The sequence below is a fragment of the Streptococcus cristatus AS 1.3089 genome, assembly GCF_000385925.1.
In the GTDB taxonomy this organism is placed as follows: domain Bacteria; phylum Bacillota; class Bacilli; order Lactobacillales; family Streptococcaceae; genus Streptococcus; species Streptococcus cristatus_B.
This window is the reverse complement of sequence record NC_021175.1, coordinates 1,435,989-1,458,839: the sequence shown is the minus strand read 5'-3', so window position 1 is coordinate 1,458,839 and position 22,851 is coordinate 1,435,989. Positions and strand designations below refer to the sequence as shown.

The following is a 22,851-nucleotide window of genomic DNA, read 5'->3' as shown; positions in this document are numbered from 1 at the left end:
AGGAACATATCAACGAGCAGCTAGATAATCGTAGGAGACCGTTGAAAAGAGAGAAGCAAGAGTTTAGTATGATTGCAGTTCTAGGTGGCATTCTTTTTCTTATCACTCTCTTGGTCACGATTATCATGCAGTTGGGGCAATTCTTTTAGCACTTGATATTCTGGTTAGAATGATGAAAAACAGCAGACTTTCCTGCTGTTTTTTGTTACAATTTATACATGACTATGAATCAAGAAATTGGAAGGGAGTGCCACTGTGTTAGCAATTGAAAAAATTAGGAAAATCACTCCCGAAAATCTTCCGCCTTTAACGATTTTGACGGGAGATGACTTGGGGCAATTCGAGCTGTTAAAAGATGAGTTTCTGAAGCAGATTCATTATGATCCAGCAGATTTGAATGTGATGCTGTTTGATATGAAAGAAACGCCTTATCCAGATGTGGAACTGGATTTAGTCAGCCTGCCTTTTTTTGCGGATGAAAAGATTATTATTTTAGATCATTTTGCGGATCTAACGACAGCAAAAAAGCGCTATTTGTCGGATGAAGAGCTCAAGTCCTTCGAGCAGTATTTGGAAAATCCTAGTAGTACGACCAAATTGATCATTTTCGCGGAAGGCAAGTTGGACAGCAAACGCCGACTAGTCAAGATGCTCAAGCGCGACGGACAGATCTTTGAAGCAGCTGAGATTAAGGAAGCAGATTTACGCCAGTATTTTGCCAAACAGGCCCAGCTTGAAGGTCTGGACTTTGCTCCGAAGGCTTTTGACCACTTGCTCATCAAATCAGGCTTTCATTTCAGCGAAATCAGTAAAAACTTGGCTTTTCTCAAGTCTTATAAAGAGTCGGGGCAAGTCAGTCTAGAAGACATCGCTGAGGCTATTCCTAAAACCTTACAGGACAATATTTTTGATTTGACCCAGCTGATTTTACAGAAACAAATTGATGCGGCACGGAGTTTGGTGCGAGACTTAACCCTGCAGGGTGAAGATGAAATCAAGCTGATTGCCATCATGCTAGGCCAGTTTCGGATGTTTACTCAGGTTAAGATTTTAGCGGACAATGGCCGATCCGAGAGCCAAATCGTGTCGGATTTATCAGACTATCTTGGACGCAAGATTAATCCTTTCCAGGTCAAGTTTGCGCTTAAGGATGCGCGCGGGCTTAGCCTCAGCTTTCTGAAAAGAACCCTGACCTGCTTGATTGAAACGGACTATCAAATCAAGTCTGGTCTCTACGACAAGGACTACCTTTTTGACCTTGCCTTGCTGAGAATCGCGACAGAAACCTTTTAAAAGATTAGGAAAATTTATAAGCAAAATAGTTGAAAAATGTGCGTTTTTGCGTTATGATTTTTACTATAATAAAGAAAATGAGGACAAGTAAATGGCAATTATTTTACCAGATCTACCTTATGCATACGATGCTTTGGAACCTTACATCGATGAGGAAACAATGCACCTTCACCATGACAAGCACCATCAAACTTACGTGAATAACGTAAATGCGGCGCTTGAAAAACACCCTGAAATTGGTGAAGACTTAGAAAAACTGTTGGCAGATGTTGAGTCTATTCCGGCTGATATTCGCCAAGCAGTGATCAACAACGGTGGTGGACACTTGAACCACGCTCTTTTCTGGGAATTGATGACTCCTGAGAAGACAGCTCCTTCAGCAGAACTTGCAGCAGCAATCGATGCGACATTTGGCTCATTCGAAGAATTCCAAGCAGCCTTCACTGCAGCAGCAACAACTCGTTTCGGTTCTGGTTGGGCATGGTTGGTTGTCAATAAAGAAGGTGGTTTGGAAGTTGTTTCAACTCCTAATCAAGACACACCAATTTCTGATGGTAAAACACCAATCCTCGGATTGGACGTTTGGGAACATGCTTACTACGTGAAATACCGCAACGTGCGTCCTGACTACATCAAGGCTTTCTTCTCAGTTATCAACTGGAATAAAGTGGATGAACTCTACGCAGCAGCTAAATAATAGAATTATAAAACGGATCGCAATGATTCGTTTTTAAATGCCCTTAAACGGACCTTTCTACTTGTCATTTTAATGAGAATCTTTTATAATACTAAAATATTAGGAGAAATACTTTGATTAAAAATGACATAAAGAAACTGGCTTGCTGGTTCGGTGGAGTTTTCTTATTTATTTGTTGTTTGGGTCTTTTGGTGGAACCACAGCGAGCTGATAAAAAAATAGCAGAAGCAGGTCCATCAATCGCTTCTTCACAGTCTACAGAAGGAGAGGAAACGAAGTCTGAGGCGACTGCGCGTGCTAGCAAGACGATGGAAGAGAAGCAAGAGGTGATGGAGCAAGACCTACCGACCATGGAAGCCTTGGGTTTATCTTACGATTATGCGAATATGACCTTGCTGCAAGTTGTCCAAGCTTATATGAATGATATGGAAATCGATCCCTCTCATATTGCTTTTTCTTATAAAGACCTGACGACTGGGCAAACCTATGCCATGAATGATACCCAGCCTATGACAGCAGGATCTACCTATAAACTTCCCCTTAATATGTTGGTTGTTGATGAGGTGGCAGCAGGAAAATTATCACTGGAAGAGCGGTTTGATATTACCAACACTAGCTATGAATACAAAGGAGAGCATGATAACTATGTAGCGGCCTTCAATGGCGCCATGTCTATCCCAGATATGCAGGAGTATTCCTTGGTTTACTCTGAGAATACGCCCGCTTATGCGCTAGCAGAGCGACTGGGTGGGATGGACAAGGCCTACAGCATGTTTGAAAGGTATGGTCGGTCAAAAGCTAAAATTAAGACTATCAGCGGTGAAAATAAAACAACAACGGACTATTATATTCAACTTCTAGAGTATTTGTGGAATAACCAAGAAAAATACAAGGATATTCTTTATTTTATCGGTGTGTCCTTCCCTGGTGAATATTACAAACGTTATCTTTATGATTTGACCATCTATCAAAAGCCTGGTTATGTTAGGGAAGCTCTCAATGTTGATGCTATTGTTATGGAGGAGAAGCCTTATATTGTGGCACTTTATACAGCCTATCTAGGTGGTAGTACAGAAGCCAGTGAGGAGATTAGTGGGGTTGGAATTGATCAGGTCGGTCAAATTGCCTATATCATCAATGAGTGGCACCGGGTTAATATGAACTAATCTAATAGAAATCACAAATAAAATACGCTTTAGATGAAAATCTGGGCGTATTTTCGTTTATTTTTATTGCAGTATAGCTTGATGAGTTTTAGATTGAACGGTATTTAGAAAAAAATCAAAATAGATTTGACAGAAAGAAAGGAAAGATGTATAATCTATTTAGAAAAAAATCTAAACAGTTCAGGAGAAAAAACGATGATTTCCATTCATATCTTGATTGCTATGCTACTGATTTTAGGGGCAGTCCTTGTTCCTTTGGTTTATTTTAAAAAGACCAAGCACATTTCTCTGCTAGTTTTCCTTTTAGGGGGAGTTGGCTTTTATCTGTCTAGTCAGGTTCTGGAAAATATCTTGCATCGTATCGTTTTACAACCTCAGGCTGATGGGACTATTGCTTTGCGGATGGAAAATCCTTGGCTATACGTTCTTTATACTGTTGCTGCGGCAGCTATTTTTGAAGAAACAGGTCGCTGGGTCATCTTTTACTGGCTGCAAAAGAAGCGTCCACTGACCTTTGGGGATGGTGTGGCCTATGGCTTGGGGCATGGTGGTATTGAGGCTTTGTTTGTTGGTATTGTCAGTCTCTTAAACCTTTGGGTTATAGCTCAAGTAGTGACTCAGGGGAATGCTCAGATGCTGGCTCAAATTCCTCAAGCAGTTATTGACAATGTCCGTTCCATGAGTGCTGGCAGCATCTATCTTTTGGCTCTTGAGCGGATCTTGGCTATTCTTATCCAAATCTTGCTGACCTTCTGGGTTTGGAAGGCGGTCAAGGAGAAGGCTCCAGTGTATTTTTTAGCTGCGCTGGGACTTCACGCCCTGATTGACTTAGCGCCTTCCCTGGCTCAGGTAGGCTTTCTTCCGCCACTTGCAGTTGAAGCTCTGCTCTTAGTAGAAGTAGTGGCACTAGTCTTTCTGACCAAGAAAATCTTGAAAGTTTACCTGAAAGAAAGGTCTAATCATGGGGATCAGTCAAACACTTAAAGCTCTAGCTGACCCAGTTCGGAGGGGGATTCTGGAAATGCTCAAGCATGGTCCGAAGTCTGCAGGGGAAATTGCCCAAGCTTTTGAGCTGACGCCTGCGACGGTATCCTACCACCTCTCTCAGCTAAAGAAAGCCGGTCTACTCATAGAAGAAAAGCAGAAGAACTTTATTTATTACAGCTTAGATGTCACTGTTTTTGAAGAAATTCTTGTCTGGTTTCAATCTCTTGGAGGAGGAAACGAAAATGAAAAAAAATAGTTTACAAGAATTAGGATGGGCACTTGGCGTCATGCTCTTGCCAGTTTTATATGCCATCTGGGTCTATCAAAAATTACCAGAAAATTTAGCTATTCACTTTGACTTATCTGGAAAAGGCGACTCCTTTTTATCTAAGTTTTTAGTAGTTTCGGCTTTTCCAATTGTCATGATGCTGCTAGAAGTTATGATTTATTGGACAACCATTGCCAAAGATATCTTGAATAGAACCTTTAAACAACTTATTCGCTGGATATTTCCTTTTACTTTTATTTCGTTATATCTAGCTACCATTTATCGGGGCTTACATGAGAGTTTTGATATACGTAAAATAGCAACTATGCTAGTTGGTTTAGTTTTTATAATTGTAGGCAATTACTTACCTAAAAAAGTACAGGCTGATAGAGAGCCTATGAATAGAAAGTGGGCACACTTCTTTGTTCTTCTAGGATTTCTTCTTTTTATAGTAGGGATTTTCTTCTTGTAAGCAGATTTATGCTATAATACTGGTAGTGAGCAAGAAGGGTTATTATGATCAACAAGGAACATTATCAGATTATTAGACAGCATCCAGCATTTGCACATTTTCCTGTGGAAATTTTTGATAAGATTGCTATTGAGGTTCAATTTCGCAAGATCCCTAAGGGACAGATTATCTTCTTTTCGGGGGATCGCAGGGATCGTCTTTTCCTCCTGCATCGAGGTTATGTTCGTATCGAGCAGTACGATTCAACCGATACTTTTTCATATATGGACTATATTAAAATGAATAGTGTGTTTCCCTATGGGGGCATGTTTTTCGACGAGCGTTATCATTATACAGCTAGCGCGGTCACCAATGTCGAGTACTTCAGCATTCCGATGGACTTATTTGAGGACTATTCAAAAAAGAACGTGGATCAGCTGCTATTTATCACCAAGCGTTTATCACAAATTTTAGAGTTCCAGGAATTACGCTTGCGGAATGTTGTCTCGGCAAGTGCAACGGACCGTGTAACCCAGTCTCTATCTATTTTATGCATGGATTTGTGCAAAGAACAGGATACGCTCCCTTTTCCAATGAGTATGAAAGAGTTGGCCAAGCTAGGAGCTACAACACGCGAAACGGTCAATCAGGTTCTAAAAAAACTGAGAGAAGAAGGAATGATTGACTATGAGCATAAAAAATTGACATTTAAGAATAAGGAATACTTTATGAGGTATTTTGAAGGAAGCTAATCAATCATTTGATTGGCTTTTTTCAAACATTTTTACACATTTAAAACTTTTTTCTGATCATATTCTAATATTAATTGAACATATATTTTTACAAAAAATATATATTCCTAAAAATAATAGAATAACCAAAATATTCAAAGAAAACGCTTTAAAATAAATAAATATCGCAATGTTTTATAAAAAACGCAAAGGATTTGGCATTTGTAATGCAAGATTTTAGGTGTAAGCCTTTCCAATCCATGGTAGAATAGTAGCATAAAAGGGATTGGGAAACCAAACCTCAACGAAAAGGAGGACAATAGATGTCTACACATCCAATTCATGTTTTCTCAGAAATTGGGAAACTGAAAAAAGTTATGTTGCACCGTCCGGGCAAAGAGCTGGAAAACTTACTACCGGACTACCTAGAACGTCTTCTTTTTGATGACATTCCTTTCTTGGAAGATGCTCAAAAAGAACACGATGCATTCGCTCAAGCCCTTCGTGATGAAGGAATCGAAGTTCTTTATCTTGAAAAATTGGCCGCTGAATCCTTGATTTCTCCAGAAATTCGTGAACAGTTCATCGAAGAATATTTGGAAGAAGCAAATATTCGTGGACGCGAAACGAAGAAAGCTATTCGTGAATTGTTGCATGGTATCAAGGACAACCAAGAATTGGTTGAAAAAACAATGGCAGGGGTTCAAAAAGTTGAATTGCCAGAAATTCCTGAAGAAGCTAAAGGCTTGACTGACTTGGTAGAATCTGATTATCCATTCGCGATTGATCCAATGCCAAACCTTTACTTCACACGCGACCCATTTGCTACAATTGGTAATGCTGTATCACTCAACCACATGTATGCAGATACTCGTAATCGTGAAACTCTCTACGGTAAATACATTTTCAAATATCACCCAGAATACGCTGGAAAAGTGGAATTGGTTTACAACCGTGAAGAAGATACTCGTATCGAAGGTGGGGACGAACTGGTTCTTTCTAAAGATGTATTGGCAGTTGGTATTTCTCAACGTACAGACGCAGCTTCTATCGAAAAACTTTTGGTGAATATCTTCAAGAAGAATGTTGGCTTCAAGAAAGTATTGGCATTTGAATTTGCTAACAACCGTAAATTCATGCACTTAGATACTGTCTTCACTATGGTTGACTATGATAAGTTCACCATTCACCCAGAAATCGAAGGCGACCTTCGTGTTTACTCAGTCACTTATGAAAACGAAAAACTGAAGATCGTTGAAGAAAAAGGTGACTTGGCTGAGCTTCTGGCTCAAAACCTTGGCGTAGAAAAAGTTCATTTGATTCGTTGCGGTGGCGGCAATATCGTAGCAGCTGGACGTGAACAATGGAATGACGGTTCTAACACCTTGACAATCGCTCCTGGTGTGGTAGTGGTTTATGACCGCAATACTGTAACCAACAAGATTTTGGAAGAATACGGGCTTCGCTTGATTAAGATTCGCGGAAGTGAATTGGTTCGGGGCCGTGGTGGACCTCGTTGTATGTCTATGCCATTTGAACGTGAAGAAGTTTAATTCGTGTTCGACAATTTATCAATAGAAAATTTAATAACTAGAAAGAGGAAATAACAGAATGACACATTCAGTATTCCAAGGACGTAGCTTCCTTGCAGAAAAAGACTTTACTCGTGCAGAATTAGAATACCTTATCGGACTTTCAGCTCACTTGAAAGACTTGAAGAAACGCAATATTCAGCACCACTATCTTGCTGGTAAGAATATCGCTCTCTTGTTTGAAAAAACATCTACTCGTACGCGTGCAGCCTTTACTACAGCAGCTATCGATCTTGGTGCACATCCAGAATACCTTGGTGCTAATGATATCCAGCTTGGTAAGAAAGAATCTACAGAAGATACAGCTAAAGTATTGGGACGTATGTTTGACGGGATTGAATTCCGTGGCTTCAGCCAACGCATGGTAGAAGAATTGGCTGAATTCTCAGGTGTTCCAGTATGGAATGGTTTGACTGACGAATGGCACCCAACTCAAATGCTTGCTGACTACTTGACAGTTCAAGAAAACTTTGGCCGTTTGGAAGGCTTGACATTGGTTTACTGTGGTGATGGACGTAACAACGTTGCTAACAGCTTGCTGGTAACAGGAGCTATCCTTGGCGTTAACGTTCACATCTTCTCACCAAAAGAACTCTTCCCAGAAAAAGAAATTGTTGAATTGGCAGAAGGCTTTGCTAAAGAAAGCGGCGCACACATCCTCATCACTGAAGATGCAGACGAAGCTGTTAAAGGTGCAGACGTACTTTACACAGACGTTTGGGTATCTATGGGTGAAGAAGATAAATTCGCAGAACGCGTTGCACTTTTGAAACCTTACCAAGTTAACATGGAATTGGTGAAGAAAGCTGATAATGAAGACTTGATCTTCTTGCACTGCTTGCCAGCATTCCACGATACAAATACTGTTTACGGTAAAGATGTCGCTGAAAAATTTGGCGTAGAAGAAATGGAAGTAACAGACGAAGTCTTCCGTAGCAAATACGCTCGCCACTTTGACCAAGCAGAAAACCGTATGCACACAATCAAAGCTGTTATGGCTGCTACACTCGGCAACCTTTACATTCCAAAAGTATAATTTATAAACCGTAATACCAACAGCTATGAGGGCTGCGACTAATAGCTTTAGTCCAGTCCTCTTTTATATGATGGAAATCTGTTATTTCTTATAAAGTATTTGAAAAATTATTAAACTGAAATCTAAGCGCATTCGATTGAATGTGATAAAGGAGAACTTATGGCAAATCGTAAAATTGTAGTAGCTTTGGGAGGAAATGCGATTCTTTCTTCTGATCCATCAGCAAAAGCTCAACAGGAAGCTTTGGTGGAAACAGCTAAGCACCTTGTAAAATTGATCAAAAATGGGGATGATTTGATCATCACTCACGGTAATGGTCCTCAAGTTGGAAATCTCTTGCTTCAACACTTGGCTGCCGATTCTGAAAAGAACCCTGCTTTCCCACTCGATTCACTTGTTGCTATGACAGAAGGTAGCATCGGTTTCTGGCTGCAAAATGCCTTGCAAAATGCTCTCTTGGATGAAGGTATCGAAAAAGATGTTGCTTCAGTTGTGACCCAAGTTGTTGTCGATAAGAATGACCCAGCTTTTGTTAACTTGAGCAAACCAATTGGTCCCTTCTACTCAGAAGAAGAAGCAAAAGCAGAAGCTGAAAAGAGCGGAGCGACTTTCAAAGAGGATGCCGGCCGCGGTTGGCGTAAGGTTGTTGCTTCACCAAAACCTGTTGATATCAAGGAAATCGAAACAATTCGTACCCTCTTGAATGCTGGTCAAGTGGTCGTTGCTGCTGGTGGTGGCGGAATTCCAGTCATCAAGGAAGACAACGGTCATTTGGCTGGTGTGGAAGCTGTTATTGATAAGGACTTTGCTTCTCAACGCTTGGCAGAATTAGTCGAAGCTGACCTCTTCATCGTCTTGACTGGTGTAGACTATGTCTTTGTAAACTACAATAAACCAGACCAAGCAAAATTGGAACATGTGAATGTTGCTCAGCTGGAAGAATATATCAAACAAGACCAATTTGCACCAGGAAGCATGCTTCCAAAAGTAGAAGCAGCTATCGCTTTTGTCAATGGCCGTCCAGAAGGAAAAGCAGTTATTACTTCCCTTGAAAACCTTGGAGCTTTGATTGAATCTGAAAGCGGAACAATTATTGAAAAAGGATAAGTTATTTTACTAGTAAAATATATGGTATTTCTAACGTCTTTATATCAAGTTAGGAATATTTCTTGAAAATAAGTGCGATATTTTCAAAAGATACTAGTTTTTTAGACCTTAATGTGGTAAAATAAATATAAATAGAAAGCGTTTTTTCTTAAATATTTATTTAAGAAAGTGGTTGGTTTTTTGCACTTTGTTAGACATTAGGAGGAAAAACAAATGAGTGAAAAAGCTAAAAAAGGGTTTAAGATGCCTTCATCTTACACCGTCTTGTTGATAATCATTGCTATTATGGCAGTGTTGACTTGGATCATCCCTGCAGGTGCCTTTGTGGATGGTGTCTATAAAGCCCAGCCTCAAAATCCGCAAGGGATTTGGGATGTTCTCATGGCACCGATTCGGGCTATGCTAGGTACTCATCCAGAGGAAGGCTCGCTGATTAAAGAAACCAGCGCAGCGATTGATGTAGCCTTCTTCATCCTCATGGTTGGTGGTTTCCTTGGCGTTGTCAATGAAACTGGTATGCTAGATACGGGTATTGCTTCTATTGTGAAGAAGTACAAGGGTCGCGAAAAGATGTTGATTTTGGTTCTTATGCCTTTGTTTGCCCTCGGTGGTACAACTTATGGTATGGGTGAAGAAACCATGGCCTTCTATCCTCTCCTTGTGCCAGTTATGATGGCCGTTGGATTTGATAGCCTAACGGGTGTTGCCATTATCTTGCTCGGTTCACAGATTGGATGTTTGGCATCTACCTTGAACCCATTTGCAACAGGTATCGCTTCATCAACTGCTGGTGTAAGTCTCGGGGAAGGAATTATCCTTCGTTTGATCTTCTGGTTTACCTTGACTGCTCTTAGTACTTGGTTTGTTTATCGCTATGCAGATAAGATCCAAAAAGATCCAACTAAGTCACTTACTTATGCAACACGTGAAGAAGATATGAAATTCTTCAATGTTGGAGAAGATGAAGAAAATGTCAACTCAACTCTTACTAAGAAACAAAAACATGTCTTCGTACTCTTTGTTCTTACTTTCGTCTTGATGGTATTGAGCTTCATTCCATGGACAGGCCTTCATATTAACCTTTTTGAAAACTTCAATACTTGGCTAACTGGACTTCCAGTTATCGGTAAGATTATTGGTTCATCTACAGCTGCTTTGGGTACTTGGTACTTCCCAGAAGGAGCAATGCTCTTTGCCTTCATGGGTATCCTTATCGGTGTTGTTTATGGTCTTAAAGAAGACAAGATTATCTCTGCCTTTATGAATGGTGCTGCTGACTTGCTCAGTGTTGCCTTGATCGTAGCGATTGCCCGTGGTATCCAAGTTATCATGAATGATGGTATGATTACAGACACTATCCTCAACTGGGGTAAAGAAGGCCTCAGTGGTCTGTCTTCACAAGTCTTTATCGTTTTGACTTATATCTTCTATCTGCCTATGTCATTCTTGATCCCATCTTCATCTGGCCTTGCCAGCGCGACTATGGGTATCATGGCTCCTCTCGGAGAATTTGTAAATGTACGTCCTAGCTTGATCATCACTGCTTACCAATCTGCTTCAGGTGTCTTGAACTTGATCGCACCAACATCTGGTATTGTGATGGGAGCTCTTGCACTTGGACGTATCAATATCGGTACTTGGTGGAAATTCATGGGCAAACTCGTTGTCGCTATCATTGTAGTGACTATCGCCCTTCTTCTCCTTGGAACTTTCCTTCCATTCCTATAAAATAGTGAGTGAGGTGATTCCATGAAAATAGATATAACAAATCAAGTTAAAGATGAATTTCTTACATCATTAAAAACCTTGATTTCCTATCCTTCGGTGCTCAATGAAGGAGAAAATGGAACACCTTTTGGACAAGCAATCCAAGATGTCCTAGAAAAAACTTTAGAGATTTGTCGAGGCTTAGGTTTCACTACCTATCTTGACCCTAAAGGTTATTACGGATATGCAGAAATCGGTCAGGGAGCAGAGCTCCTGGCCGTTCTCTGTCATTTGGATGTTGTTCCATCAGGTGATGAGACGGATTGGCAGACACCGCCATTTGAGGCAACTATCAAAGACGGCTGGATCTTCGGACGTGGTGTCCAAGATGATAAGGGACCATCAATGGCTGCTCTTTATGCAGTCAAGGCTCTGCTAGATAGCGGAGTTACATTTAAAAAGCGGGTTCGTTTTATCTTTGGTACAGACGAGGAGACCCTCTGGCGCTGCATGGGCCGGTACAATGAACTAGAAGAAACAGCGACGCTTGGCTTTGCACCAGATTCTTCCTTCCCTCTGACCTATGCTGAAAAAGGCCTCTTGCAGGTCAAGCTACACGGTCCTGGCTCAGATCAGCTAGAGCTAGAAGCGGGAGCAGCCTTTAATGTTGTACCTGGCAAGGCTAGCTATCAAGGAGAACTTTTGGACCAGGTCGTGGCAGGTTTGCAGGCAGCTTCTTTTGACTACGAGCAAAGTGATCATCAAGTTACTGTTCTCGGCCTCCCTAAGCATGCCAAGGATGCAGCTGAATGTGTCAATGCTATTGTTCGACTGGCAACAGTTTTGCAGCCTTTACAGGCTCATCCTGCCTTGGCCTTTATTGCAGAAGCGGTGGGAGAAGATGCGACTGGCGGCCGTTTATTTGGCGACATTTCGGATGAACCCTCTGGCAGACTCTCCTTTAATATTGCAGGTCTGACGCTGAACTCAGATAAGTCTGAAATCCGTATTGATATTCGGATTCCTGTTTTGGCGGATAAAGATCAGCTAGTGGCAAAACTAGCTGAGATTGCTGGGCGCTACCAGCTGAACTATCAAGAATTTGACTATCTGGCTCCGCTTTATGTACCTAAGGACAGCGAACTGGTCAGCACCCTGATGGCTATCTACCAAGAAAAGACGGGCGATACTAGTCCAGCTATGTCCTCTGGTGGGGCTACCTTTGCTCGAACTATGCCAAACTGTGTGGCCTTCGGGGCTCTATTCCCAGGTGCTGAGCAGACGGAGCATCAAGCCAATGAAAGAGCATCTTTAGATGATCTCTATCGTGCGATGGATATCTATGCTGAGACCATTTACCGCTTGGCAGGAGAGTAAAATTGCTAGGATAGATATCAGTTTTGCTGATTTTTCCAAGTAAAAACTGTAAATCAAAAAGAAAGAGAGTGGGACAAAAGTCCGACCTCAAATATAAAAAGCGAACAAAACTAATTTTCTGGTAATCAGAATTCTGCTTTGTTCGCTTTTCGCATTTAATTATAGATTTGAAGGGCTTAATAATTAAGATTCTTAAAAATTAAAATCTTTTTGTCCCAAACTCCTCAATTATCTTTGGATTGTCGAGCAAGACGCAGTGGTTGAGTGGGCTCTACTAGGCTGATTTCATCAGCTTTTACAGCCCTACTCAACTGTGCGGAGGTGGGACGACGAAATCGAATTCTAACGAATTACCGTTTTCTGTCCCACTCTCTTTGTCATTTACTAAAGAAAAATGGGGGTGCAAATTCTTTGAGTTTATCAAAGCATTCGATAGCCGCTTGATTATCTTCGCAGATGATCAGGCAGACATCGTCTCCACAGACGGTAGCAACAATCTGGGGTAATTCCAGAGCGTCTAAAATGGCACCAAAAGATTGGGCTAGTCCGGGTAAGGTTTTCATGACGACTTGATGCTGAACGGGGCGGAGCATGACGAGGGCATCTTCCATATAGAAGCGTAGTCTTTTCTCCCAACGAGAAGGGGCGATACTGTTAATGACATAATAGGATTTGTCGTTTTCAGTCACCTTGACTAGATTGAGAGTTTTCATGTCACGAGAAAGGGTAGACTGGGTGACAATGACGCCGTTTGCTTCCAGTAGTTCTTGGAGTTCTTGCTGGGTATGGACCCTTTTTTCCATAATGAGGGAGCGGATGAGGCGATGCCTACTTTCGATTTTATTCATAGATTCACCTGTATTTATTTGATAAACATAGCGTCGCCAAAGCTAAAGAAGCGATAGCGCTCAGCAATAGCGTGCTCATAGGCTTGCAGTGTCAGTTGGCGTCCAGCAAAAGCTGATACTAGCATGACAAGGGTTGATTTTGGCAAGTGGAAGTTGGTCGAAAAGGCATCGACAATCTTCCATTGATAGCCTGGCTTGATAAAGATATTGGTCCAGCCAGAGTCTGCTTGGATTTGACCGTTGAATTTGCTGCCGATTGTTTCCAGTGTTCGGATAGAAGTGGTGCCGACAGCAATGATGCGGTGGCCGCTTGCCTTGACTTGACGCAGGGTCTCAGCTGCTTCTTCAGACAAACTGTAAAATTCAGAATGCATCTCATGCTCTTCTAGATTGTCAACTGATACAGGACGGAAAGTTCCGAGTCCGACATGCAGCGTCAGGTAGACGAGTTTAACGCCTTTTTCCGCAATTTTATCCAGCAATTCCTCTGTGAAATGGAGGCCAGCGGTAGGAGCGGCAGCAGAGCCGTTTTCTTTAGCATAGACTGTCTGATAGCGTTCACGGTCCTCTAGCTTCTCATGGATATAAGGCGGCAGGGGCATTTCACCCAAACTTTCTAGGACTTCTAGGAAAATGCCCTGATAGTCAAAGCGAACAATCCGTCCACCGTGCTCCAGCTCTTCTGTAACAGTGGCAGTCAAACGACCATCACCGAATGACACACGCGCTCCGACTCTTAGACGTTTAGCTGGCTTGGCTAGGACTTCCCAGAAGTCTCCTTGGGTATTTTTCAAGAGCAGGAGCTCGACATGACCGCCAGTTTCAGGCTTGGTTCCATAAAGGCGGGCTGGTAGGACACGAGTATTATTCATAACCAAGGCATCGCCTGGCTCAAGTTGGTTAATAATATTGTCAAAATGTTGGTCACTAAACTGGCCAGTTTCCCGGTCTACAATGAGCAGGCGAGAAGAGTCTCGCTTCTCCAGAGGAGTTTGAGCAATCAGTTCTTCCGGCAAGTGAAAATCAAAATCAGCAGTATTCATTCTATCTCCTTAAATAGTTCTCATCATCCAAATATAGTAGGCAGCAAGTAAAAAGGGAATACTGATAAAGAAAATTCCCAAGCATAAAAAAATTAGTTGCCAACCTAGATGTTTTTTCAGGAAAAGCCCAGCGGTAAAAAGGGCAATTCCTAGTAAAAAGATTATAGTCATTGGTAATAGCATTCTTTTATTATACCATGATTTGACGCTAAGTCCTTCGGTAAAATTTGAAAAATTAGCCAGAATCTACTTGACAAAAATTGGTCTATACCATATAATAAAATAAGGAATCAATCAAGAAAAATAGGAGAACAGAATGAAAGTTATTCGTGTTGAGAATCAAGTAGAAGGCGCAAAGGTAGCTTTAGAAATCTTGAAAGAAAAGTTGGCTCAGGGTGCTAAGACACTGGGCTTAGCGACAGGAAGCAGCCCGATTGAGTTTTATAAGCAAATCATTGCCAGCGACTTGGACTTTTCAGAGCTGACCAGTGTAAACCTAGATGAGTATGTGGGACTTTCAGAAGATAATCCCCAGTCTTACCGTTACTTTATGAATGAGCAGCTGTTTAATAAAAAGCCTTTCAAAGAAAGCTTTTTGCCAAATGGTGCAGCAGCAGATGCGGAAGCAGAAGCGAAACGCTACAACCAAGTCTTGGCTGACCACCCAGTAGATTTGCAAATTTTGGGAATTGGCACCAATGGTCATATTGGTTTTAATGAGCCAGGAACTAGTTTTGATAGCACTGTCCATATCGTCGATTTGGAGCAGTCAACTATCGAAGCAAACGCTCGCTTCTTTGAGAAGATTGAGGACGTACCGACCCAAGCTATCTCAATGGGAATTCGGAATATCTTAGATGCGAAGTCAATCATCCTTTTTGCCTATGGTGCTTCCAAGGCTCAAGCAATTGTAGGAACAGTCCAAGGTCAGGTGACAGAAGCTTTGCCAGCTAGTAGCCTTCAAGGCCATGAAGATGTAGTGATTATTGCAGATAAAGAAGCTTTGAGTTTATTAGAAGCCTAACAATCTATTTCCTATCTAATTTTTAGATAGGATTTTTGATATTTATCAAAAACCTTGTTAAAAATATGGTATACTAGTTAGGAATGATTTTTTTGGAGGATAAATGTGAAGAAGAAGTTTTTGGTGTTTGGACTAATTTTATCTGCCTTTCTGTCACCGTTTTCTGCAGCAGCAGATGAATTGGTAGATATGGCACAAAAAATGTATCCTAATGATCATGTGCAAGCTATCAATCGTCCTAAATCATCTTTGATGATTGATGGAAATACGGGAGATATCCTGTGGCAGGATAATATTGATGAAATTCGCGATCCAGCCAGCATGAGTAAGATCATGACCTTGTACTTGGTTTTTGAAGCCATTAAAGAGGGAAAACTCAGTTTAGATACGGTGATTAAGGCGACGCCGCAAGATCAAGCTGTTGCGGGAATTTATGAAATTTCCAATAATAAAATCGTGGCTGGGGTTAATTACACTGTTTCTGAGCTGATTACCATGACAGTTGTACCCTCTTCTAACGCAACAACAGTGATGCTGGCAAATTACTTATCAGATAATGATCCCGATGCTTTCTTGGATAAGATGAACGCGAAAGCGCAGGAACTAGGCATGACCAACACCAAATGGTTTAATGCTAGTGGTGCAGCAGCAGTTTCCTTCAAAGGATACTACACACCTCAGAGATATAACAATTATGCTAGCAACCAAACGACTGCGCGTGATTTAGGGATTTTAGTTTATAATTTTGTAAAGAACTATCCAGATATTTTAAACTATACCAATCAGGCTAAAGTAACTGTCAAGGCTGGCACACCTTATGAAGAAACATTTGAGACTTATAATTACTCATTGCCGGGTGCTCGCTATGCTCTAGAGGGAGTAGATGGTCTGAAGACGGGCTCAAGTCCGAATGGTGCCTTTAACTACATTGCAACTGTCAAGCGTGGAAACCAGCGCGTGATTGGAGTCATCATGGGTGTTGGCGACTGGTCTGACCAAGATGGTGAATATTACCGCCACCCATTTGGAAATGCCTTGATCGAAAAATCTTATGCTGACTATGAGTACAAAAAATTATTCTCTAAAGGGAAGCAGGAGATTAATGGAAAAACTTACAATCTGCCAGAAGATTTTTATGCGACAATCAAAAAAGATGCGAAGGCAAAGCCTGTAGTTGAGAATGGTGTCTTGAAGGCCGGAAATGATCTATACACGCTCTCTCCAAAGATCTCTGATGAGATGAAAGTGGAGGAAGTAGATACTTCTGTTACCCAGTCTGCCAAAGAAGAAGTCACTAAGAAAGAAAATAATAAAACTTGGTATAGTGACTTGCTAAGCAACCGCTGGTTAATTGCCTTGCCAATTGTCATTATTATCCTGATTTTCTATATTGAGAATCGGAAATCGAGAAAAGCTAAAGCAAAAGCTAGAAAAAAAATAAATAAATGATTGCATTTAGCTTGCAAGCTGAAATAAAGCTCAGTTCCTAAAAACTGGGTTTTATTCTATTTTTGGAGAGGTTTTGATGATGGGAAAAAAGTTTTCTAATAGCTATTTAGCTTATTTTTTGATGTATAATTTTTATTTTCTGTCTAATTCATTGTTTTCGACCTTGATATCCGTTTATATGCTAGATAAGGGGTACACGGCTGGTCAAGTATCTATCGTCGTATCAGCTTCTTTCTTTTCTTCCATGCTGGCTCAGCCAATCATGGGGCTGTTAACGGATACTCTTGGCATCAAGAGAGTTTCGCTTATTAGTTTTTTTCTGATTATTCTAGGAGACATCTTTTTCATGGAGGCTGATAATCTATGGCTCTTGGCCATCTGGTACAGTTTTGTCTTGATGCTCATCAATGGGGTGGGTACCGTGATGGATGTACTGGCAACCCAAAGTCCTTATAAATATGGGAAAATCCGAATTTGGGGAACAATCGGTTATGCCGTTGGTTCACAGCTGGCAGGTTTGATTTATAAAAATATTTCTCCTCAAGCGATCTATCTGGTCTTTATCGGGACTATGATGCTGAGTATTTTAGGAGTTCTTGGCATGAATCCCAAGCGAGATAGATTAACTAAAAAGAGTGGAAAACGAGGCCATTCGCTCTTTTCAGCCATTCTTAAAAACAGAACCTATCTTTTTTATCTTTTCCTTGTTGCCCTTTACTCTGGTGTGGGCAATACAGGTCACACTTATATTCCGTCCATGCTAGAAGCCAGTGGTTTGAGTGTTGACTGGGCAACGACGGTCGTAGCTGTCTCTGTACTATGCGAGGCGCCTTTAATCTTTTATTCCTACCTTTTCATGGATAAAATCTCTGTCAAAAAGTTGCTCTATATTTGCTTGGGCATGATGCTCCTTCAGTATGCGGTTTATGCTCTGAATTTTGGCTTAGGTTCGAAAATAGCAGTTACACTGCTTTCTAAACATGCTTCTGGTATGGTACTGACCATGCTTAGTCTGCGCATTGTAGCAAATTTGGTGGATGAAAAATATTTGGTGACCGCCTTTGCGCTGCTCCAGACAGGGAGAAATTTAGGGACGATTCTTATCCAGAATATGTCAGGCTCCATCTTGGATCACTTTGGCTATGACAGGATGAATCTTATGTTGACAGCCATTATCGGCCTTGTGCTCTTGCTTGCCCTCTTCTTGAAAGTTCCTGAAAAAAAGAATCAGAATTTATTTGGATAAGGAAAAACGAGCCTGGAATTTTTCAGCTCGTTTTTGTTTAGGGAGATTACATAAGTGAGAGAATAAATAATACTTCGTTCCATTTCACAAGCCCTTTCTTTGGTGTTTTAATTACGAATAAAGATATAAAAGACATTGTTTTGAAAGGGAAATGCTCATGTTGCTTGCAAAAAATGAAGAGGGGATTTTGCTGAATGCGATGGAAAAGCAGCCGTCTCATGGCCAACAACTTTTTTGTCCGGCTTGTTCGGGGGCAGTCCGCTTCAAAAAAGGAAGGGTCATGCGACCGCATTTTGCGCATATTTCTCTTGAAAACTGTTCGTTTTATGCGGAAAATGAAAGTGCGGAGCATTTGAACTTGAAAGCTGGACTTTATAGCTGGGGGACGCAAAGCCAAGAGGTGCAGGTGGAGGCCTTTTTGCCTGAGATAAGGCAGATTGCTGACCTTTTGATAGACGACCGCATAGCACTGGAGGTCCAATGCAGTCCGCTCAGTCAGGAAAGACTTGAAGGACGGACCCTGTCTTATCGCCAGCATGGCTATCAGGTCCTCTGGCTCTTGGGCAAGAAATTATGGTTAAAACAGTCTCTGACAAGACTGCAAAAGGACTTTCTTTATTTTAGTCAAAATATGGGCTTTCATCTTTGGGAATTGGATGAGAAAAAGCAGGAGCTTCGACTTAAATATCTCATTCACGAGGACTTGCATGGACGAGCTCAGTACAAGGTCAAATCTTTTCCTTTTGGTCAAGGAAGTCTTTTATCTGTCCTACGCAGTCCCTTTCAGAAGCAGGGATTAGAAAGCTATCTGGCCCGGCAGGATCCAGAGATTTGTCGCTATGTTCGTCAGCAGCTTTATTACCAGCAGCCTCGATGGATGAAGCTCCAAGCTCAGCTCTACCAAAAAGGAGACAATCTTCTGACCAAGTCAGCCGAGGATTTTTATCCGCAGGTTCGGCCTGTCCAGGCCAGCTCCTTTTGCCAAATAACAAGAGATTTGACGTCCTATTACCAGCACTTTCATCGCTATTATCAGGCTGAAAAAAATAAGCAGCTTCAAATTATCTATCCACCGGTATTTTATGCGAGGATTTCCCCTACTTTTATGATAAAATAGAAAAGATGGAGGAAATTTCTATGGCAAAACAAAGAAATGAAATTGAAGAAAAATATACTTGGGATTTGAGCACTATTTTCCCAACAGATGAAGCCTTTGAAGCAGAATTGGCGCAGGTTTCAGAAGAAGTGAAGAAGGCAGCTAGTCTGGCTGGACATTTGCTGGATTCAGCAGATAGTCTTTTGACAACGACGGAAATCCAGTTGGACTTGATGCGTCGGATTGAAAAACTTTATTCTTATGCTCACATGAAGAATGACCAGGATACTCGTGTAGCCAAGTATCAAGAATATCAGGCTAAGGGGATGACTCTTTATAGCGAATTCGGACAAAGCTTTGCCTTCTATGAGCCCGAATTTATGGCGATTACAGAAGAACAATACCAAGCTTTCTTAGCTGAGCAGCCAGGTTTGCAACTTTACCAGCATTATTTTGACAAGCTTTTGAAAAAGAAAGCCCACATTCTGACACAGCGTGAAGAGGAGCTACTGGCCGGTGCTGGTGAAATCTTTGGTGCAGCGGGCGAAACTTTTGCTATCTTAGATAATGCAGATATTGTCTTCCCGATGGTGCATGACGAAGATGGAAATGAAGTTCAGCTTAGCCACGGCAACTATATCACCTTGGTCGAGTCTAAGAACCGAGAGGTCCGTAAGGAAGCTTACGAGGCTCTCTACAGCGTCTACGAGCAGTACCAGCATACCTATGCCAAAACTCTGCAGACCAATGTCAAGGTTCACAATTACAATGCGAAAGTCCGCAAGTTTTCATCTGCCCGTGAAGCGGCCTTGTCAGCGGACTTTATTCCAGAAAGTGTTTATGATAGCCTAGTTTCAGCTGTCAATAAGCATTTGCCTCTTTTGCAGCGTTATATCGCTTTACGAGCGAAGATTTTAGGCATTTCTGATTTGAAGATGTATGATATGTACACACCTTTGTCAGAGACAGACTACAAGTTCACTTATGAGGAAGCCTTGGCTAAGTCTGAGGAAGTTCTGGCTATTCTGGGTGAGGATTATTTGAGCAGAGTCAAGACAGCTTTTTCAGAGCGCTGGATTGATGTTCATGAAAATCAAGGCAAGCGCTCAGGGGCATACTCAGGGGGTTCTTACGATACCAATGCCTTTATGTTGCTTAACTGGCAGGACACGCTAGACAATCTCTTTACCTTGGTGCACGAGACGGGTCACAGTATGCACTCCAGCTATACTCGTGAGACCCAGCCCTATGTCTATGGAGACTATTCTATCTTCTTAGCTGAGATTGCTTCAACGACCAATGAAAACATCCTGACAGAGAAGCTTTTGGAAGAAGTAGAAGATGATGCAACCCGCTTTGCTATCCTCAATCACTTCTTAGATGGCTTCCGAGGTACGGTCTTCCGTCAAACCCAGTTTGCTGAGTTTGAGCATGCTATCCACAAGGCTGACCAAGAAGGTCAAGTTTTGACCAGCGAGTTTCTAAATGAACTCTATGCTGACTTGAATGAGAAATACTACGGCTTGAAAAAAGAAGACAATCCGCAGATTCAGTACGAGTGGGCTCGGATTCCGCATTTCTACTATGATTACTATGTTTTCCAATACTCTACAGGCTTTGCAGCCGCTTCTGCCTTGGCTGAAAAGATTGTCCATGGCAGTCAGGAAGACAAGGACAAGTATCTGGACTATCTGAAAGCCGGAAACTCTGACTATCCGCTCAATGTCATCAAAAAAGCGGGTGTTGATATGGAAAAAGAAGACTACCTAAATGCTGCTTTTGCTGTCTTTGAGCGTCGCCTGGACGAATTCGAAGCCTTGGTAGAAAAGTTGGGAATGGCATAAGATGGTCGAGACTTATAATCAAAACTCTAATCCCAATATGCGTCGGCCAGTGGTCAAGGAAGAGATTGTGGACTTTATGAGGCAGCGTCTCCAGCCGGTCACTGGTGGACTCAAGGAGCTGGAGGATTTCGCCAGAGCTGAAAATGTGCCCGTGATTCCCCATGAGACAGTGGCTTACTTCCGCCTGCTACTCGAAAGCCTGCAGCCTGAGAAGATTTTAGAAATCGGGACGGCTATTGGATTTTCGGCCCTTTTGATGGCGGAACATGCGCCTCTGGCTCAGATTACGACTATTGATCGCAATCCAGAGATGATTGAGCTTGCTAAGGCTAATTTTGCTAAGTATGACAGCCGTCAGCAGATCACCCTGCTAGAAGGTGATGCGGTGGATTTGCTTGAGACACTGGAGGATTCTTACGACCTGGTCTTTATGGACTCTGCCAAGTCTAAGTATGTGGTCTTTCTGCCCCAAGTCTTCAAGCACCTCAATCCTGGTGGTCTGGTCCTCATTGATGATGTCTTCCAAGGCGGCGATGTTGCCAAGCCTTTTGAGGACATTAAGCGTGGCCAGCGGGCTATTTATCGAGGTTTGCACAGTCTTTTTGACGCAACTTTGGATAGTCCAGATTTGACTGCGAGCTTGCTTCCTTTAGGAGATGGGCTGCTTATGATTAGAAAAAAATAATCCCTTCACTTTTTTCTTGATTTCCAAAATTTTAGGAAAATTAAGATATCAAGTTGGATTTGTGGTACAATAGAAAAAGTGAATTTATTGAAGGAGTAGATAAAATAATGAAGAAAAAAATCCTTACAGGAGCAGTAACTCTCTTTTCTGTGGTGGCTTTAGCAGCATGTTCACAAACGGCAAAAGATAAAGATATTGTGACAATGAAAGGTGAGACAATCACAGTAAGTGAATTTTACGATCAAGTAAAAAATAATGGATCCTCTCAGCAAGTTTTGCTTCAAATGGCAATTAAGCAAGTTTTTGAAGAAAAGTATGGCAAAAAAGTGACGGATAAAGAGGTTGAAGAAGCCTTTGAAAAAATGAAATCCGCTTATGGTTCTGCCTTCCAAAATGTTCTTGCTCAAAGCGGAATGACAGAAGATGCCTACAGAGACCAGATCCGCGCAAATAAATTAGTTGAATATGCTGTTAAGAAAGCAGCTGAAAAAGAGTTGACAGATGACAACTACAAGGCTTTCTTTGAAACGTATACACCAGAAGTAACGGCTCAAATTATCAAGGTGGACAGTGAAGAAAAGGCTAAGGAAGTGCTTGAAAAAGCTAAGGCTGAGGGAGCAGACTTTGGTCAGTTGGCCAAGGAAAACTCAACCGACAAGGACACCAAAGATAAGGGTGGCGAGGTGAAATTTGATTCAACCTCAACAACGATTCCAGATGCAGTTAAGAAAGCTACATTTGCTCTAGAAGAAAATGGTGTCTCTGATGTGATCACTGTAAGAGGTAAACAGAATTATTCAGCAAGTTACTACATTGTTAAATTGGTGAAGAAATCTCAAAAATCTGAAAAATGGACTGATTACAAGAAGCAACTAAAAGAGGGAATTCTGACTCAGAAACAAAACGATGCGAGCTTTATTCGTTCAGTCATTTCTAAAGAATTGAAGGAAGCGAATCTGAAAGTGAAGGATCCAGCTTTCCAAAATGTCTTTGCCCAATATGTAGAAGGAGATACTTCTAGCTCATCGTCTAAAGAAGAAAGCAAGTCTCAGTCTTCTAGTTCAGAAGAAAAGAAATCACAATCTTCTAGCTCGGAAGAAGCAAAATCTGAGGCTTCAAGCTCGGAAGAAAGCAAGTCAGAAGCTGCTCATACTGAAGAAAAACCAGCTCCTGCAGCAGAATAAGCTTGACGAAAAGCCAAGAA

21 protein-coding genes are annotated in these 22,851 nt (G+C 41.6%); 19 read left to right on the top strand and 2 right to left on the bottom strand.

Annotated features, from left to right (window positions below):
* The first annotated feature begins 255 nt into the window (after positions 1-255).
* The 12 genes from holA (at position 256) to I872_RS07160 (ending at position 12,412) form a co-directional block, all read left to right on the top strand.
* The gene (gene holA, locus I872_RS07215; protein WP_015605477.1) at positions 256-1,293 is read left to right on the top strand and encodes a DNA polymerase III subunit delta; all 1,038 of its coding nucleotides are present in this window, start codon (positions 256-258) and stop codon (positions 1,291-1,293) included.
* 91 nt (positions 1,294-1,384) lie between these two features.
* Entirely contained in the window at positions 1,385-1,990 is a 606-nt protein-coding gene (gene sodA, locus I872_RS07210) for a superoxide dismutase SodA (protein ID WP_015605476.1), read from the top strand.
* Between the two features lie 113 nt (positions 1,991-2,103).
* Positions 2,104-3,156 carry a serine hydrolase gene (locus I872_RS07205; protein WP_015605475.1) on the top strand — a complete coding sequence of 351 codons (1,053 nt, stop codon included), beginning with the start codon at positions 2,104-2,106 and terminating at the stop codon, positions 3,154-3,156.
* 195 nt (positions 3,157-3,351) lie between these two features.
* Positions 3,352-4,140: a YhfC family intramembrane metalloprotease gene (locus tag I872_RS07200; protein ID WP_015605474.1), complete on the top strand. Its 789-nt coding sequence runs from the start codon at positions 3,352-3,354 to the stop codon at positions 4,138-4,140.
* The gene (locus tag I872_RS07195; RefSeq protein ID WP_002896078.1) at positions 4,118-4,399 is read left to right on the top strand and encodes an autorepressor SdpR family transcription factor; all 282 of its coding nucleotides are present in this window, start codon (positions 4,118-4,120) and stop codon (positions 4,397-4,399) included. Before I872_RS07200 ends, I872_RS07195 begins: the two co-directional genes overlap by 23 nt.
* Positions 4,386-4,883 (top strand): DUF1648 domain-containing protein, encoded by a 498-nt coding sequence (locus tag I872_RS07190; protein ID WP_015605473.1) that lies wholly within the window; start codon positions 4,386-4,388, stop codon positions 4,881-4,883. Before I872_RS07195 ends, I872_RS07190 begins: the two co-directional genes overlap by 14 nt.
* A gap of 44 nt (positions 4,884-4,927) precedes the next feature.
* Positions 4,928-5,614, top strand: a complete 687-nt coding sequence (locus tag I872_RS07185; RefSeq protein WP_015605472.1) for a Crp/Fnr family transcriptional regulator — start codon at positions 4,928-4,930, stop codon at positions 5,612-5,614.
* Positions 5,615-5,916: 302 nt separating this feature from the next.
* Entirely contained in the window at positions 5,917-7,146 is a 1,230-nt protein-coding gene (gene arcA, locus I872_RS07180) for an arginine deiminase (protein WP_015605471.1), read from the top strand.
* A 58-nt stretch (positions 7,147-7,204) separates the two neighbouring features.
* The gene (gene argF / locus I872_RS07175) at positions 7,205-8,221 is read left to right on the top strand and encodes an ornithine carbamoyltransferase (RefSeq protein ID WP_005590765.1); all 1,017 of its coding nucleotides are present in this window, start codon (positions 7,205-7,207) and stop codon (positions 8,219-8,221) included.
* A 159-nt stretch (positions 8,222-8,380) separates the two neighbouring features.
* Positions 8,381-9,328: a carbamate kinase gene (gene arcC / locus I872_RS07170; protein ID WP_015605470.1), complete on the top strand. Its 948-nt coding sequence runs from the start codon at positions 8,381-8,383 to the stop codon at positions 9,326-9,328.
* 213 nt (positions 9,329-9,541) lie between these two features.
* Positions 9,542-11,056, top strand: a complete 1,515-nt coding sequence (locus I872_RS07165) for a YfcC family protein (protein ID WP_015605469.1) — start codon at positions 9,542-9,544, stop codon at positions 11,054-11,056.
* Between the two features lie 21 nt (positions 11,057-11,077).
* Positions 11,078-12,412 (top strand): dipeptidase, encoded by a 1,335-nt coding sequence (locus tag I872_RS07160; RefSeq protein WP_015605468.1) that lies wholly within the window; start codon positions 11,078-11,080, stop codon positions 12,410-12,412.
* Positions 12,413-12,789: 377 nt separating this feature from the next.
* Here the strand turns inward: I872_RS07160 and I872_RS07155 are convergent, their stop codons facing one another.
* Together I872_RS07155 and queA are read right to left on the bottom strand one after the other, a co-directional pair.
* Complete coding sequence (locus I872_RS07155; protein ID WP_005590761.1) at positions 12,790-13,260, bottom strand: arginine repressor; 471 nt, start codon at positions 13,258-13,260, stop codon at positions 12,790-12,792.
* Between the two features lie 14 nt (positions 13,261-13,274).
* On the bottom strand, positions 13,275-14,303 hold the full coding sequence (queA, locus tag I872_RS07150; RefSeq protein WP_015605467.1) for a tRNA preQ1(34) S-adenosylmethionine ribosyltransferase-isomerase QueA: 1,029 nt from the start codon (positions 14,301-14,303) through the stop codon (positions 13,275-13,277).
* A gap of 316 nt (positions 14,304-14,619) precedes the next feature.
* Here queA and nagB point away from each other — a divergent pair, with 316 nt between their 5' ends.
* From nagB to prsA, 7 genes are all read left to right on the top strand, one after another.
* The gene (nagB, locus tag I872_RS07145; protein ID WP_015605466.1) at positions 14,620-15,327 is read left to right on the top strand and encodes a glucosamine-6-phosphate deaminase; all 708 of its coding nucleotides are present in this window, start codon (positions 14,620-14,622) and stop codon (positions 15,325-15,327) included.
* Between the two features lie 105 nt (positions 15,328-15,432).
* Entirely contained in the window at positions 15,433-16,776 is a 1,344-nt protein-coding gene (locus tag I872_RS07140; protein WP_015605465.1) for a D-alanyl-D-alanine carboxypeptidase, read from the top strand.
* A 79-nt stretch (positions 16,777-16,855) separates the two neighbouring features.
* Positions 16,856-18,022: an MFS transporter gene (locus I872_RS07135; protein ID WP_041826907.1), complete on the top strand. Its 1,167-nt coding sequence runs from the start codon at positions 16,856-16,858 to the stop codon at positions 18,020-18,022.
* A gap of 157 nt (positions 18,023-18,179) precedes the next feature.
* Positions 18,180-19,139, top strand: coding sequence for a competence protein CoiA (locus I872_RS07130; protein ID WP_015605463.1), 960 nt, complete (start codon positions 18,180-18,182; stop codon positions 19,137-19,139).
* Between the two features lie 20 nt (positions 19,140-19,159).
* Positions 19,160-20,962, top strand: coding sequence for an oligoendopeptidase F (pepF, locus tag I872_RS07125; RefSeq protein WP_015605462.1), 1,803 nt, complete (start codon positions 19,160-19,162; stop codon positions 20,960-20,962).
* A 1-nt stretch (position 20,963) separates the two neighbouring features.
* Positions 20,964-21,647: an O-methyltransferase gene (locus I872_RS07120; protein WP_015605461.1), complete on the top strand. Its 684-nt coding sequence runs from the start codon at positions 20,964-20,966 to the stop codon at positions 21,645-21,647.
* 107 nt (positions 21,648-21,754) lie between these two features.
* Positions 21,755-22,831, top strand: a complete 1,077-nt coding sequence (prsA, locus tag I872_RS07115) for a peptidylprolyl isomerase PrsA (RefSeq protein ID WP_015605460.1) — start codon at positions 21,755-21,757, stop codon at positions 22,829-22,831.
* Positions 22,832-22,851: the final 20 nt, after the last annotated feature.